This window comes from Rhizobium indicum (genome assembly GCF_005862305.2).
GTDB lineage: Bacteria > Pseudomonadota > Alphaproteobacteria > Rhizobiales > Rhizobiaceae > Rhizobium > Rhizobium indicum.
This window is the reverse complement of the sequence record NZ_CP054021.1, coordinates 4,498,082-4,510,175: the sequence shown is the minus strand read 5'-3', so window position 1 is coordinate 4,510,175 and position 12,094 is coordinate 4,498,082. Positions and strand designations below refer to the sequence as shown.

Sequence of the window (12,094 nt, the reverse complement as noted above, 5' to 3'; positions counted from 1 at the left end):
GGCCGGAGCTTTCGCCCCGGCCTTAAACTATAACAGCACAAAAAGTGCTTAGTTGACCGACTTGTCGACCAGCTTGTTCTTGCCGATCCAGGGCATCATGCCGCGCAGCTTGGCGCCAACTTCTTCGATCGGGTGGCTGTCGTTCAGGCGGCGGATGCCCTTGAAGCGCGAGCCGCCGGCGCGGTATTCCTGCATCCAATCGGACGTGAACTTGCCGGTCTGGATGTCCTTGAGGACGCGCTTCATCTCGGCCTTGGTCTCGGCAGTGATGATGCGCGGACCGGAGACATATTCGCCCCACTCGGCCGTGTTGGAGATCGAGTAGTTCATGTTGGCGATGCCACCTTCATAAATCAGGTCGACGATCAGCTTCACTTCGTGCAGGCACTCGAAATAGGCCATCTCAGGCGCGTAACCGGCTTCGGTGAGCGTTTCGAAACCGGCGCGGATGAGCTCGACGAGACCGCCGCAGAGAACGACCTGTTCGCCGAAGAGGTCGGTTTCGCACTCTTCGCGGAAGTTGGTTTCGATGATGCCCGAACGGCCGCCGCCGACGCCGCAGGCGTAGGAGAGAGCGAGTTCAAGCGCATTGCCGGAAGCGTTCTGGTGAACGGCAACGAGGCAGGGAACGCCGCCGCCCTTCTGGTATTCGCCGCGAACCGTGTGGCCCGGGCCCTTCGGTGCGATCATGACGACGTCAACCGAAGCCTTCGGCTCGATGAGACCGAAGTGAACGTTGAGGCCGTGAGCGAAGGCGATGGCTGCGCCATCGCGGATGTTGCCAGCGATGTCGGCCTTGTAGATGTCGGCCTGCAGTTCGTCCGGGGTCGCCATCATCATCAGGTCCGCCCAGGCGGCAGCTTCGGCAACCGTCATGACCTTGAAGCCATCGGCTTCGGCCTTCTTGACGGTCGGCGAACCGGCCTTGAGTGCGATGACGACGTTCTGGGCACCGCTGTCCTTGAGGTTCAGCGCATGGGCACGGCCCTGCGAACCATAGCCGATGACGGCGACCTTCTTGGCCTTGATGAGGTTGAGATCGGCATCACGATCGTAATAGACGCGCATTTGAAGTTCCTTCCCTTTGCTTGTCTTGTTGACTGTCATTAAAGCGGAATCAGCCGAGAACCGGCATCTCCGCCAGAACCTTGTCCGTGCCATAGAGCCTGAGGAAGGCGGTGACCGCCCTCTCCGCCTGGCGTGCGGTATCCTTGAGGCCTGGTTCGCCGAGCAGCATGCGCACATGCAGGTCGGAGACAACAAGGCCGTAAAGCGTGTGATAAGCCTCGTCGGCATCGGCAAAACGCAGGAGCCCTGCCCTTTTGCCGGCATCGATCAGCGCCATGGCGCGCCGGTCGATCTGGCGACGGCCGCGCTCGAGCAGCAGCCTGCCGAGTTTCGAGCCGTCGCGGTTCGACTGGCCGATCGCCAGCCGGTTCAGCGCCAGCGAGACGTCGCCAGCGAGCACCTCCAGCAGGTCACGCGCAAAAATGACCACATGGTCGTGAAGGCTTGCCGCCGTCAGCCGCTCGCCGTTGCGCTCGAAGGTACGCACCTTGCTCGCCTGATAGGCTATCATCGCCGACAGCAGCCCGTCGCGATCGCCGAACCACTTGTAGAGGCTCTCCTTCGAGCAATTGGCGGCTCGCGCCACACCCGAGGTCGTCAGCGCCTTCTCGCCGCCATCGACGAGCAACTGCAGCGCCTGCTCCAGAACGGCGTTCTGGCGCGGCGAAAATTCGCTCGGCTCTGCGGTATCGACGGACACGGTCATGGCTCCCATATACGTACCGTACGGTACGGTTCGTGAGGTTTATGCGATAAACCGATCAGGTCGTCAAGAAGCCTGGATAGATTTTTTTAATACGTGAAACCGCGATGAAACACCAGAATTGGATAGGCGCGAATCCTCGGTGATCGCATAATGTCGCGCTATACCATTTGGCCGGAGGCTTCGATGTCACGCCTGTCAGCAGCTCTTCTCCTGCTTGGAGCAATTCTCCTTTGCGGCTCAAGCGCTCTCGCGCAGTCCGATAGCGACGTCTATAATCGCATCGAGGAGCTGCACGGCGATGCCGCGGGCTTCGACCGACCGCTGCGCCAGCTTGTCAAGGCGATGCGCTCGGTCGACGCCGAGATCATCGCCGGCCTTGCCGAATACCCGCTGACGGTCAAGGCCAATGGTGAGACCTACGACGTCGAGAACGCCGAGGATTTCATCGACAATTTCGATGATCTCGTGACGCCGGAAACGCGCCGCGCCGTTGGGCGCCAGCAATACGAGGATCTTTTCGTCAACAGCGACGACGTCATGCTGGCCGGCGGCGCCGTCTGGATGGGCGCGATCTGCGAGGACAACGCCTGCGAGGCGAGCCATTGGGCGATCATCGCGATCAACAATTGAAATCTGTCGAGGGGAAAAGGCAATGAGATACCGGATAGCCGCCGCGGTCATGATCGCAGCTCTTGTCGTCGCAGCCAATGCGCGGGCCGCCGAAACGCGCTGCGGCTGGATCGAGAATCCGACGCCCGCCAACTGGTGGCTGGAGGACGCGGAGAACACCTGGACGATCATGACCCAAGGCGACGATGCCGGCGAGGTCGAAGGCATGGAGCTGATCTCCGACATCTCCGAACGTGAATATGTCAGAACCAACGGCAATTACGGCTATGCCTGCGCCTGCATGAGTGTGGAAACGGATGGCAAGGACCGCATCACCCGCATCCTCTCCTTCCGCCAGCTAAAGCTCGCCAAATGCCGTGCCGACAAGGCGCTGAAATTCCCCGGCTGACTAGCGCCTCACCCGAAAACCGGATGGCGGCCGCAATCATGACCCAATCGTCCAGAGGCAATCGATCCACGAAGAGCCCCGACCTACGCCCTGGCGCAACCGGCGGGGATCGAGAGAGGCTCTGCCGGCATCGCCTTATCGATCGCGTAAAGTTTTGCGAAACCCGCATCTTCGACCAGCGTCAGGCCCGCCGGCATCAAGGTGCCGACATAGCGGTCGGGGATATCGGCATTGGCGACGAGGACGAAATCGAAACGCCTGCGCCAATCCGACAGATAAGGCGTAAAGTTTCTATATTCCTGCATCATTGCCGGGCATGAAAGCACGCCGATCGACAGCAGATTGCCCTCGGGAACCGCGATCTCAGACCGTGGCGGCAGAACGGACAACGGCTGCTTGCCTTTTGCCGTGAAGAGCGTCGGCACGAAAGCATGCGAGAAGGGCACGGCAAGCGTCGGCAGGTGCCGGAAAGTATCCAACCCCCAGGCAAAATGCCGGTTGGAGTGGGCAAGACCGCTCACTGTCTCGGGTTCATGTCCCAGAGGCAGCACGGCTGCACCGGCCGGCACCTTTTTAAGCACAGTCTCGACGGCGGCAACATCCTTCTGTGCCAGCCACCAGTTCCAGCCGATCCAGCCGGTGCGGCCGAAGACTGCGAGATTGATGATAAGCGCCAGCAATAGCGCTTGCCGGCGCGTGAGATTGGCGAAGGGGCGCACCATCGCCATGGCGACGAGCGCTGTCATGATCGGAAAGCGCCAACTGATCCATCCGGTGCCGAGCATGTGGCGAGGCGAAACACAGGAGAGCAGCAGCAGGCCGCAGGCGGCGACGGCAAGCCCCGCATGCATGCGGATGTCGCCCGCGCGGACGGCACGCGTGCAGATGAGGATCAGCGGCAGAACCAGCACGACATCCACCACCGGGACATAAGTCGTGATGGCGGAGAGCAGATTAAGGACGATCAGGATGATACCGTCGTTCCAGGCAAGGCCAAGGCCGTTGCCGCCGGCGTTGGGCAAAGCCGCCGTATGGAGATAGAGCGCGAACGGCGGCAGGACGCAGGCGCCGAGCGCCAGCGCCAACCGGCCGGCGAGCCTCATCAGACCCGCCTTCGATCGCACGATATCGATGCGCCAGGAAAATTCGAGGCCGCAGACGATCGCCATATAGAAGCCAAGCGCGAAGAGATGCATCACCGTCAGCAGCAGCGCGGCGGCGAGCCGCCAGGCAAAAACCAGGGCGGGATTTCTGCGCTGCAGCAGCAGATCGACGCAGGCGAAGAACAACGCCATGCCGAGGCCGATCTGGAAGTTGATGAAGCCGCCGATCATTGTGGCGCACCAGCCGAGCGACAGCATGGCGGTCTGCCAATGGTGCCGGCCGCCGAAAAGCGCGCGATGCAGGCCGATTGCCCCGAGCGGTGGCAGCACGATCGCCAGGAAAAGCAAAGCCCGTGCAAGCCTGTCTGCGCCGACAAGCGGCCCCAGCCAGGTGGCCAGAACGTCGATCCCGACATTGGTGAAGGTGCGGTTCCAATCGACCGCATAGATCTCAGGAAACGGCTGCTCGCCGATCCCGCCCGAAAGGAGCCAGATACGGGCGTAATGATTGGCGTAATCGAGAATTGGCGGAAAGGGAAACAGGAGAACCAAAGCCGCGGCAAGTCCGACGAAAGCGACGATCGCAACGGTGGAGTCCTGTCTGGCAATCAATTTCTCAGGCCCGGCTGCGGCCAAGGCAGGAGCGGCAATCCGGTCCATTATCCGATCCGGCTGTTATTTTGCGAGCGCGGCGGCTCTTCGGATGCAAAGGCCGCATCCAGCGCGGCGCGCTTGTCGCTGGCGCTCATCTCCGAGAAAGCGATTGACAATTCTGCGTGTTCACTGCCGCGCACGATCGTCTCGACCATGAACATTGGCCGCTTCTTGCTCTCCAGTACCAGACGGCCGAGATACTCGCCGATGATGCCGATGCAGATCAGCTGGATAGCGCTGAAGACGCTGACCGCGGCCATGATCGACGACCAGCCGGTCACCGTCTCGCCCTGCAGCCAGCGAATGAAGGTGTAGACGAGCAACGCGATCGCGACGCCGGCGCTCATCATGCCAAGCCAAGTGCTGATGCGCAGCGGCGTCGTCGAAAAGCTGGTGATCGCATCGAGAGCGAAATTGATCATCTTTCGCAGAGGATATTTCGTCGTGCCGGCAAAACGGGCGTCACGCTCGTAGGGGAGAGCCACCTGCCTGCCGCCAATCCAGCTGACCATGCCGCGGATGAAGCGATCGCGCTCGGGCATCGCCAGCAGGATATCGACGACGCGGCGCCGCATCAGCCGGAAATCACCGGTATCGCGCGGAATGGTCACGGAAGCGAGCTTGGACAGGGCGCGATAGAAAAGCGAAGCGGAGGCCAGCTTGAACCAGCTTTCGCCCTGGCGGCGCGTGCGCTGGCCGTAAACGACGTCGGCGCCGCGCTCCATGATCGGCATCATCATCAAAAGCAGCTCTGGCGGATCCTGAAGATCGGCATCGATCAAAAGCACGCGCTCGCCCCGCGAGGCGGAAAGACCCGCCGTCGACGCCAGCTGGTGACCGTGATTGCGCAAAAGACGCACACCGAGCACCTGCGGCACATCAGCCGCCAGATCCGAAATGATCTCCCAGGTACGGTCGGACGAGCCGTCATCGACGAGAATGAGCTCGAAGGCATCGCCGGCAACGCTCTGAGCAGCCGCGGCAGCGCGGCGGCAGAACTCGCGCAGCCCTTCTTCCTCGTTGTGACAAGGCGCGACGATGGAAAGAAATGGGACTTGCGCCATGCTGACGTCGGTGCCTGCTTGATGTTTGGCGCCAGACTAGCGACGAAACGTCAAACATCCTTTAACGATTGGCTACCGGTCGCAAGGCCGACTATTCCGCCGCCATGACCTCGCGGGCGCCGTCAATATCGCGGGCCGGCGAGGCGCCGTAAAGGCGGCTGTATTCGCGGCTGAATTGCGACGGGCTTTGATAGCCGACTCGGTGACCGGCCGTGCCCGCATCGAGCCGCTCCACGAGCATCAGACGGCGCGCCTCGTGCAGGCGAAGCTGCTTCTGATACTGCACCGGCGTCATCGCCGTGACCGACTTGAAGTGATGATGGAAGGACGACACGCTCATGCTGACGCGGTCGGCAAGGTCTTCGATGCGCAGTGGCCGCGCGAAATTCTCCTTCAGCCATGCGACGGCGCGCGCGACCCTGTTGCTGTGGCTGTCTGCAGTTGCGATGTTGATCAGCCGCGCACCATCCGGCCCGGTCAGCACCCGGTAGAGGATTTCCTGCTCGATCAGCGGCGCCATGGCAGGAATGTCGCCTGGACGATCGAGCAAGCGCAGCAGGCGAATGGCAGCATCCAGGAGTTCCGGCGGAGCGACGTTCACCGCCATCCCGCGCTGCCCGTCGGTATGGGCGGCCGGGCTCGGAATATCGATGCGGCTGAGCAACTCCAGCAGCTTTTCCGAGTCGATTGCCAGTCCCAGGCAGAGATGCGGAACCTCAGGGCTCGCCTCCGTGACGCGCCAGGCGACCGGCAGGTCGAGCGAGGTCAGCAGATAGTCACCAGTTCCATAGCTGATAAGTTCCGTGCCGAGGCGCAGGCTCTTGGCTCCCTGCAGTACAAAGGCAAAACAGGGCCGGTAGCTGCTGTGCAGCGGATCGCTGGGCTTGGACCGACGGCTGATGTGAAGATTGCCGATATCAGTCGCAAACTCGCCGTCACCAGCCGCGAAGCGCATCGCGATATCGACAATTTCCTGATAGGGGCTGAAGGGCAAAGTCATGCGGCAACTCTTTCTGTCAACTGTCTGACGCCGGCGATACCGCTCTTATCTAGAGTGCCCTGGCCATTTCGCAAACAGGCCGGCGCCTCACTTTTGCAGGATCGTGCAAAAAGCTGAGAGGATCGCTCTAACCCTCTGACGCAGTTCTGGGCAATAGTCCACCATCTCTTTCAACCCCCACCACAATCGAAAAGGATGGTTCCCATGCCCATTGCAAGAGGCTACGCCGCGACCGACGCTTCCAAGCCGCTGACCCCTTTCACCTTCGAACGCCGCAACCCGAACCCCGATGACGTCGTTATCGACATCAAGTTTGCCGGCATCTGCCATTCGGACATCCACACTGTCCGCAACGAATGGAAGAACGCCGTCTATCCGATCGTGCCGGGCCATGAGATCGCCGGCATCGTCTCGGCTGTCGGTTCCGATGTGACCAAATTCAAGGTCGGCGATCGCGTCGGCGTCGGCTGCTTCGTCGATTCCTGCATCGGCTGCGCCGAGCGCGACCTCGATCGCGAACAGTATATGCCGGGGCTCGCCGGTACCTACAACGACTTCGAAGCCGACCGCAAGACACGGACCCAGGGCGGCTATTCCGACTCGATCGTCGTTAGGGAAGGCTATGTCATGTCCATTCCGGACAATCTGCCGCTCGATGCCTCCGCGCCGCTGCTCTGCGCCGGCATCACGCTCTATTCGCCGCTGCGCCACTGGAATGCCGGCCCCGGCAAGAAGGTCGCGATCGTCGGCATGGGCGGTCTCGGCCACATGGGCGTCAAGCTCGGCGCCGCCATGGGTGCCGATATCACCGTTCTCTCCCAGAGCCTTTCCAAGAAGGAAGATGGGCTGAAGCTCGGCGCCAAGGAATATTACGCCACCAACGACCCGGAGACCTTCACGAAGCTCGCCGGCACTTTCGACCTGATCATCTGCACCGTCAGCGCCGAGATCGACTGGAATGCCTATCTCGGCCTCCTGAAGGTGGATGGTTCCTTTGTGGTGGTCGGCGCGCCGGAAAACCCGATCCCCGTGCATGCGTTCTCGATCATCCCCGGCCGTAAGAGCATTTCCGGCTCGATGATAGGCTCGATCAAGGAAACCCAGGAAATGCTCGACTTCTGCGGCGAGCACAACATCGTCTCCGAGATCGAGAAGATCAACATCCAGCAGGTCAACGAAGCCTATGAACGCGTCCTGAAAAGCGACGTCCGCTACCGCTTCGTCATCGACATCGCCTCGCTGGCTGCTTGAGAAAACGAGAGGCGGCTCCTTTGGGGGCCGCCTTTCTGACAACGGCCGTCCATCCGTCCTCATGCTGAGGCTCTCGTGGACTGCAGCCGCAGCAGATATTCGACTGGTTTGAACGGATCGGGGCCTGAACGCTCGCGCGAGCGCGGCGGGCCGGCCATCGGGGCATAATGGTCGAAAGAGGTTTCCATGGTCCCCGCCCCGCTCGTCAGACCCGGCAAGTGCTGCTGGACGCTCTGGATCATCGCGGACGCCATGGTGCCTTCCGACAGCGCATCTGCCAGCACCCAAGGTGTCAGTTGCCGGAAATCGGCGGCGGTGCTTGCAGGCGAGCTGTGCCGGGCTGCCGTCATCGCCACGTGGCAATCGATGACCTGCCAGCCGAAAACGCCCTGCTTCAGCGTTTCGAACACGGTTTCTTCGACCGCCCTGTAAGAGCTGGCGGGCATCTGGCCGACGTCCACATCAAGCGCAAAGCTGTTGCCTGCCCCTTCTGGACGCGGTTCGACGCGCAAACCGACGGTGGCGAGAAATGGATTGGGCTCCTTGAAGAGGATCTGCAGGCCTTCCCCGGTTCCCGCAAGCCTTTCCATCAAGATGACCGTGCTTTCCTCGAACCCAGCCTCGAGACCGAAATCCGTCAGCAGGGTCGATTGGACGACCTCCTTCTGCACCTCGCCATAGAGCGATACGAAGATGTCGTCGGCATCGTCGTTCCGCCGCAGATTGATCAACGGGTCCTGCTCGGCCATCTGGTTCAGCGCCAGCCAGCGGGCCGCCTTGTCGGAGGGCCGCCGGGCAAGGACGCGGGTTTCGAGGCTGGGCGGGGCAAACTGCGGCCGGCCGCCCGCGAGCAGGTCGCCGCCCACCACATCGCCGATGCGTGCGCCGGCAAGGCCGCTTACGCGCGCGATCTGCCCGGCGTTGAAGCTTGCGGCACCATGAACCCGGCCGGCCTCGAAAACCTCGATCGCGGTCACTCTTTCCGGGCCTTTGGGCAAATCCAGATGTTGCCGCAGCCGAACCGTGCCTGACGTCAGGTACATATAGGCCAGCTTTTCACCGCCCCAGCCGCGTTCGATCTTGAAGATTGTTCCGGCAATCGGCCCATCCGGATCGAGGCGCCGGCCGGGCAATATCGTCGCAATGGCCGATGTCAGGGCCGGCACGCCGACGCCGGTCGTTGCCGCGCCTGCGAAGACAGGATGCACCAGACCGCGCGCGACCTGATCGCTCAGGCAGCGTCCAAGCCTGTCCGCCGTCAGGCGATCGGGCGCCAAGACGTAGTCGTCCAGCAGCGCCTCGTCATTCTCCGCGAGAGCTTCGCAGAGCGGCGTGAAAAGCGGTTCGCATCCGGGAGCCAACGCCGCCACCCTGGCAAGCCTGCTGCCGGCATCGATGACGGAAGACATGGCGATGGGGCGAACGGGCAATTGGCTGGCAAGAGCTTTCAGCACGTCCTCATATTGCGCGCCGAGACGATCGACTTTGTTGACGAAGAAGATGAAGGGAACGCCAAGCCGCCGTAGCGCCCGCACCAGCACCCGCGTCTGGGCCTGCACGCCTTCGACCGCCGAAACGACGACGACCGCGGCATCCAGCAATCCGAGCACCCGCTCGACCTCGGCGATGAAATCCGGGTGACCGGGCGTGTCGATGAGATTGACGATCCTGTCGCCGATCGTGAACGACACCACCGCGGCTCTGATCGTGATGCCGCGTTGCCGTTCGAGTTCAAGAGTGTCCGTCTGTGTATTGCCGGTATCGACGCTGCCGAGCTTGTCGATAACGCCGGCGTCAAAAAGCAGTCTTTCGGTAAGGCTAGTCTTGCCTGCATCCACATGGGCGAGGATGCCCAGATTCAAAGTGCGCATGAACCACCAACTTCTCAGAATTTCGAATGTGATTTTCGTGAGAAGTGAATCGGCGCATTGGAACCTCTACCCGTTGCTAGGCTTGGATGCGTGACCCCGGTGGTTGGGAGACGCGGGCGGGATGCTAAGGGTGGGTGTGGAGATATGTCAAGCTGGGTGCATTGCATTTACGGTGCGGGCGAGCCGAGTGGTTTCCTGTGTCGGGGTTCCGTGGGATACCCCCTCTGCCCTGCCAGGCATCTCCCCCACAAGGAGGGAGATCGGCGGGCGCGATGGCCTCCCCAAACAACTACCGCATGGTTATTACTATACAGCAGAGAGGGACGGACGACCCAACCTCTTGCCGATCTCCACCCTTGTGGGGGAGATGCCCGGCAGGGCAGAGGGGGGCGCCACACGGCACACCCTCTCTTAACTATCCTCTGGCTTAACCCAAAGAGAGCCTACCCCTCCTCCCGCATCGTCTCCCGTTGGGTGATCAGCCGGGCGCTGTGCTGGCCGCTCAGATAGATCCACAGCCAGCTCCAGGCGACGGAGAAGCGCGAGCGGGTGCCGATCAGGAAGTAGATATGGGCAAGACCCCAGATCCACCAGGCGATCCAGCCCTTCAGCTTGATCGGGCCGAAATCGATGATCGCGGCACTCTTGCCGATCGTCGCCAGGCTGCCCTGATGCCAGTAACGGAAAGGCGTCGGCGCGGGTTTGCCGGATATGCGGGCGCGAATGACCTTGGCGACGTAACCGCCCTGCTGCTTGGCGGCGGGCGCAATGCCCGGCACCGGCTTGCCATCCTCGCGCATGACGGAGGCGGTATCACCGACGACGAAGACGTCGGGCAGACCGGGCGCGCTCAGATCATTCTCGACCACGACGCGCCCTGCCCGGTCGGCCGGCACGCCGAGCCACCGCGCCGCCGGCGAGGCGGTGACGCCGGCTGCCCAGACGATCGTCCGGCTGGCAACGAAAGTCTCGCCGATCTTCACGCCGTCGGCATTGCATTCGGTCACCGGTTGGCCGAGATGGATCTCGACCCCGAGTTTCTCCAGCGCCTTCTGAGCATAGGCCGAAAGCTCTTCGGCAAAGGTCGGCAGCACCCGCGGGCCAGCCTCGACCAGCACGACGCGGGTCTTGCGCGTATCGATGTTGCGGAATTCCTTGGGCAGCGTGAAATGCGCAAGTTCGGCGATGATGCCGGCGAGCTCGACGCCGGTCGGCCCCGCCCCGACGATGGTGAAGGTCAAAAGCGCATCGCGCACGGCAGGATCGCTCTCCATCTCCGCCTTCTCGAAGGCAAGCAGCACGCGCCGGCGGATCGTCGTCGCATCCTCCAGCGTCTTCAGGCCGGGCGCCACCGGCTCCCATTCGTCATGGCCGAAATAGGCATGCGTCGCTCCGGTCGCCAACACCAGCGTATCGTAACCAAGAGTCATGCCGTTGCGTAAGGAAACAGTCTTCGCACCGCTGTCGACGCCCGTGACCTCGCCGAGCAGCACCGTCACGTCAGGCCGGTCGGCATAAAGGCGGCGGATCGGCCAGGCGATCTCCGAGGTGGAAAGAATGGTGGTCGCCACCTGATAGAGCAGCGGCTGGAAGAGATGGTGATTGCGCCTGTCGACCAGCGTGATCTTGACTCCGGCACCCTTCAACCCGTTGACGAGCTGCAGCCCGCCGAAACCGCCGCCGACAACGACGACATGATGATCGCTCATGACCTACCCCTTTGCGCCATTTCGCTCAAAGCCAATGTGGCCTTCGCCGCGAAGGTTGCAACTGCCGTTTCGGCATAGCTCCCCTGCATCCCGGTCTGTGGAGCCGACTCAATCGGCATATCCGACGGGGATCGCCGTGCCGCCCTTCAGAAGCTCCATCGAGATCGACGCGGAGACATCGAAGAGTTCGAGCCGGCGAACGATCTGCTTGTAGATCACGTCGTAGTGCTCGACACGCGGCAGCACGATCTTCAGGATATAATCGTGATTGCCGGTCAGCCGGTGCGCTTCGACGATCTCGGGAATGTCGCTGATGATCCGGCGGAAGGTCTCCGTCCAATCGTCGGAATGGTGCGCCGTCTTGATGAGCGCGAAAACCGTCGTCGGCACGCCCATTTTTTCCCGGTCGAGCACGATGATCCGCCGGGCGATATGGCCGCTCTCTTCAAGCCGCTGGATGCGCCGCGAGCAGGCCGACACCGAAAGCGCCACGCGCTCGGCAAGATCGGTCACGGATATGCCTGCATCCTTCTGCAGCATGTCGAGAATGCGCCTGTCGCGATCGTCAAGCATTGCCTAGACTGAACCTCTCGCCGATTTTTTGCATGATCTCGTAAAATCACGCAAAATCATATCACATATTTCGCAAG

Annotated in this window: 11 protein-coding genes; 3 read left to right on the top strand and 8 right to left on the bottom strand. The window is 61.9% G+C overall.

Annotation, left to right across the window (positions count from 1 at the left end; genetic code table 11):
- Window positions 1–48 precede the first annotated feature (48 nt).
- Together ilvC and FFM53_RS21865 are read right to left on the bottom strand one after the other, a co-directional pair.
- On the bottom strand, window positions 49–1,068 hold the full coding sequence (gene ilvC / locus FFM53_RS21870; RefSeq protein ID WP_003560822.1) for a ketol-acid reductoisomerase: 1,020 nt from the start codon (window positions 1,066–1,068) through the stop codon (window positions 49–51).
- A gap of 49 nt (window positions 1,069–1,117) precedes the next feature.
- The gene (locus FFM53_RS21865) at window positions 1,118–1,783 is read right to left on the bottom strand and encodes a TetR/AcrR family transcriptional regulator (RefSeq protein ID WP_171598384.1); all 666 of its coding nucleotides are present in this window, start codon (window positions 1,781–1,783) and stop codon (window positions 1,118–1,120) included.
- A 141-nt stretch (window positions 1,784–1,924) separates the two neighbouring features.
- Between FFM53_RS21865 and FFM53_RS21860 the strand changes: the two genes are divergently transcribed.
- Both FFM53_RS21860 and FFM53_RS21855 read left to right on the top strand, forming a co-directional pair.
- Window positions 1,925–2,404, top strand: coding sequence for a hypothetical protein (locus FFM53_RS21860; protein WP_173883623.1), 480 nt, complete (start codon window positions 1,925–1,927; stop codon window positions 2,402–2,404).
- 22 nt (window positions 2,405–2,426) lie between these two features.
- Window positions 2,427–2,792 carry a DUF4087 domain-containing protein gene (locus FFM53_RS21855; RefSeq protein WP_138387204.1) on the top strand — a complete coding sequence of 122 codons (366 nt, stop codon included), beginning with the start codon at window positions 2,427–2,429 and terminating at the stop codon, window positions 2,790–2,792.
- A gap of 83 nt (window positions 2,793–2,875) precedes the next feature.
- Here FFM53_RS21855 and FFM53_RS21850 read toward each other — a convergent pair whose 3' ends face one another.
- The 3 genes from FFM53_RS21850 to FFM53_RS21840 all read right to left on the bottom strand — a co-directional run bounded on the left by FFM53_RS21850 (window position 2,876) and on the right by FFM53_RS21840 (window position 6,613).
- Window positions 2,876–4,555, bottom strand: coding sequence for a hypothetical protein (locus FFM53_RS21850; RefSeq protein WP_138387203.1), 1,680 nt, complete (start codon window positions 4,553–4,555; stop codon window positions 2,876–2,878).
- Complete coding sequence (locus tag FFM53_RS21845; RefSeq protein ID WP_138387202.1) at window positions 4,555–5,613, bottom strand: glycosyltransferase family 2 protein; 1,059 nt, start codon at window positions 5,611–5,613, stop codon at window positions 4,555–4,557. The genes FFM53_RS21850 and FFM53_RS21845 overlap by 1 nt, the downstream gene beginning before the upstream one ends.
- A gap of 91 nt (window positions 5,614–5,704) precedes the next feature.
- Window positions 5,705–6,613 carry an AraC family transcriptional regulator gene (locus FFM53_RS21840; protein WP_138330589.1) on the bottom strand — a complete coding sequence of 303 codons (909 nt, stop codon included), beginning with the start codon at window positions 6,611–6,613 and terminating at the stop codon, window positions 5,705–5,707.
- Window positions 6,614–6,817: 204 nt separating this feature from the next.
- Here FFM53_RS21840 and FFM53_RS21835 point away from each other — a divergent pair, with 204 nt between their 5' ends.
- Window positions 6,818–7,864, top strand: coding sequence for an NAD(P)-dependent alcohol dehydrogenase (locus FFM53_RS21835; RefSeq protein ID WP_011652713.1), 1,047 nt, complete (start codon window positions 6,818–6,820; stop codon window positions 7,862–7,864).
- Window positions 7,865–7,923: 59 nt separating this feature from the next.
- On the opposite strand, the gene FFM53_RS21830 is transcribed toward FFM53_RS21835, so the two are convergent.
- The 3 genes from FFM53_RS21830 to FFM53_RS21820 all read right to left on the bottom strand — a co-directional run bounded on the left by FFM53_RS21830 (window position 7,924) and on the right by FFM53_RS21820 (window position 12,017).
- Window positions 7,924–9,735, bottom strand: a complete 1,812-nt coding sequence (locus FFM53_RS21830; protein ID WP_138387201.1) for an elongation factor G — start codon at window positions 9,733–9,735, stop codon at window positions 7,924–7,926.
- A 443-nt stretch (window positions 9,736–10,178) separates the two neighbouring features.
- Window positions 10,179–11,444, bottom strand: coding sequence for an NAD(P)/FAD-dependent oxidoreductase (locus FFM53_RS21825; protein ID WP_138387200.1), 1,266 nt, complete (start codon window positions 11,442–11,444; stop codon window positions 10,179–10,181).
- 108 nt (window positions 11,445–11,552) lie between these two features.
- Entirely contained in the window at window positions 11,553–12,017 is a 465-nt protein-coding gene (locus FFM53_RS21820) for an Lrp/AsnC family transcriptional regulator (RefSeq protein WP_138387199.1), read from the bottom strand.
- Window positions 12,018–12,094: the final 77 nt, after the last annotated feature.

Excerpts from the sequence above, each read along its gene's own strand:
- FFM53_RS21860 (WP_173883623.1), top strand. The coding sequence starts at position 1,925 with ATGTCGCGCTATACCATTTGGCCGGAGGCTTCGATGTCACGCCTGTCA.
- FFM53_RS21820 (WP_138387199.1), bottom strand. The coding sequence starts at position 12,017 with ATGCTTGACGATCGCGACAGGCGCATTCTCGACATGCTGCAGAAGGAT.
- FFM53_RS21850 (WP_138387203.1), bottom strand. The coding sequence starts at position 4,555 with ATGGACCGGATTGCCGCTCCTGCCTTGGCCGCAGCCGGGCCTGAGAAA.
- FFM53_RS21830 (WP_138387201.1), bottom strand. The coding sequence starts at position 9,735 with ATGCGCACTTTGAATCTGGGCATCCTCGCCCATGTGGATGCAGGCAAG.
- FFM53_RS21840 (WP_138330589.1), bottom strand. The coding sequence starts at position 6,613 with ATGACTTTGCCCTTCAGCCCCTATCAGGAAATTGTCGATATCGCGATG.
- FFM53_RS21865 (WP_171598384.1), bottom strand. The coding sequence starts at position 1,783 with ATGGGAGCCATGACCGTGTCCGTCGATACCGCAGAGCCGAGCGAATTT.
- FFM53_RS21845 (WP_138387202.1), bottom strand. The coding sequence starts at position 5,613 with ATGGCGCAAGTCCCATTTCTTTCCATCGTCGCGCCTTGTCACAACGAG.
- FFM53_RS21855 (WP_138387204.1), top strand. The coding sequence starts at position 2,427 with ATGAGATACCGGATAGCCGCCGCGGTCATGATCGCAGCTCTTGTCGTC.
- FFM53_RS21835 (WP_011652713.1), top strand. The coding sequence starts at position 6,818 with ATGCCCATTGCAAGAGGCTACGCCGCGACCGACGCTTCCAAGCCGCTG.
- FFM53_RS21825 (WP_138387200.1), bottom strand. The coding sequence starts at position 11,444 with ATGAGCGATCATCATGTCGTCGTTGTCGGCGGCGGTTTCGGCGGGCTG.
- ilvC (WP_003560822.1), bottom strand. The coding sequence starts at position 1,068 with ATGCGCGTCTATTACGATCGTGATGCCGATCTCAACCTCATCAAGGCC.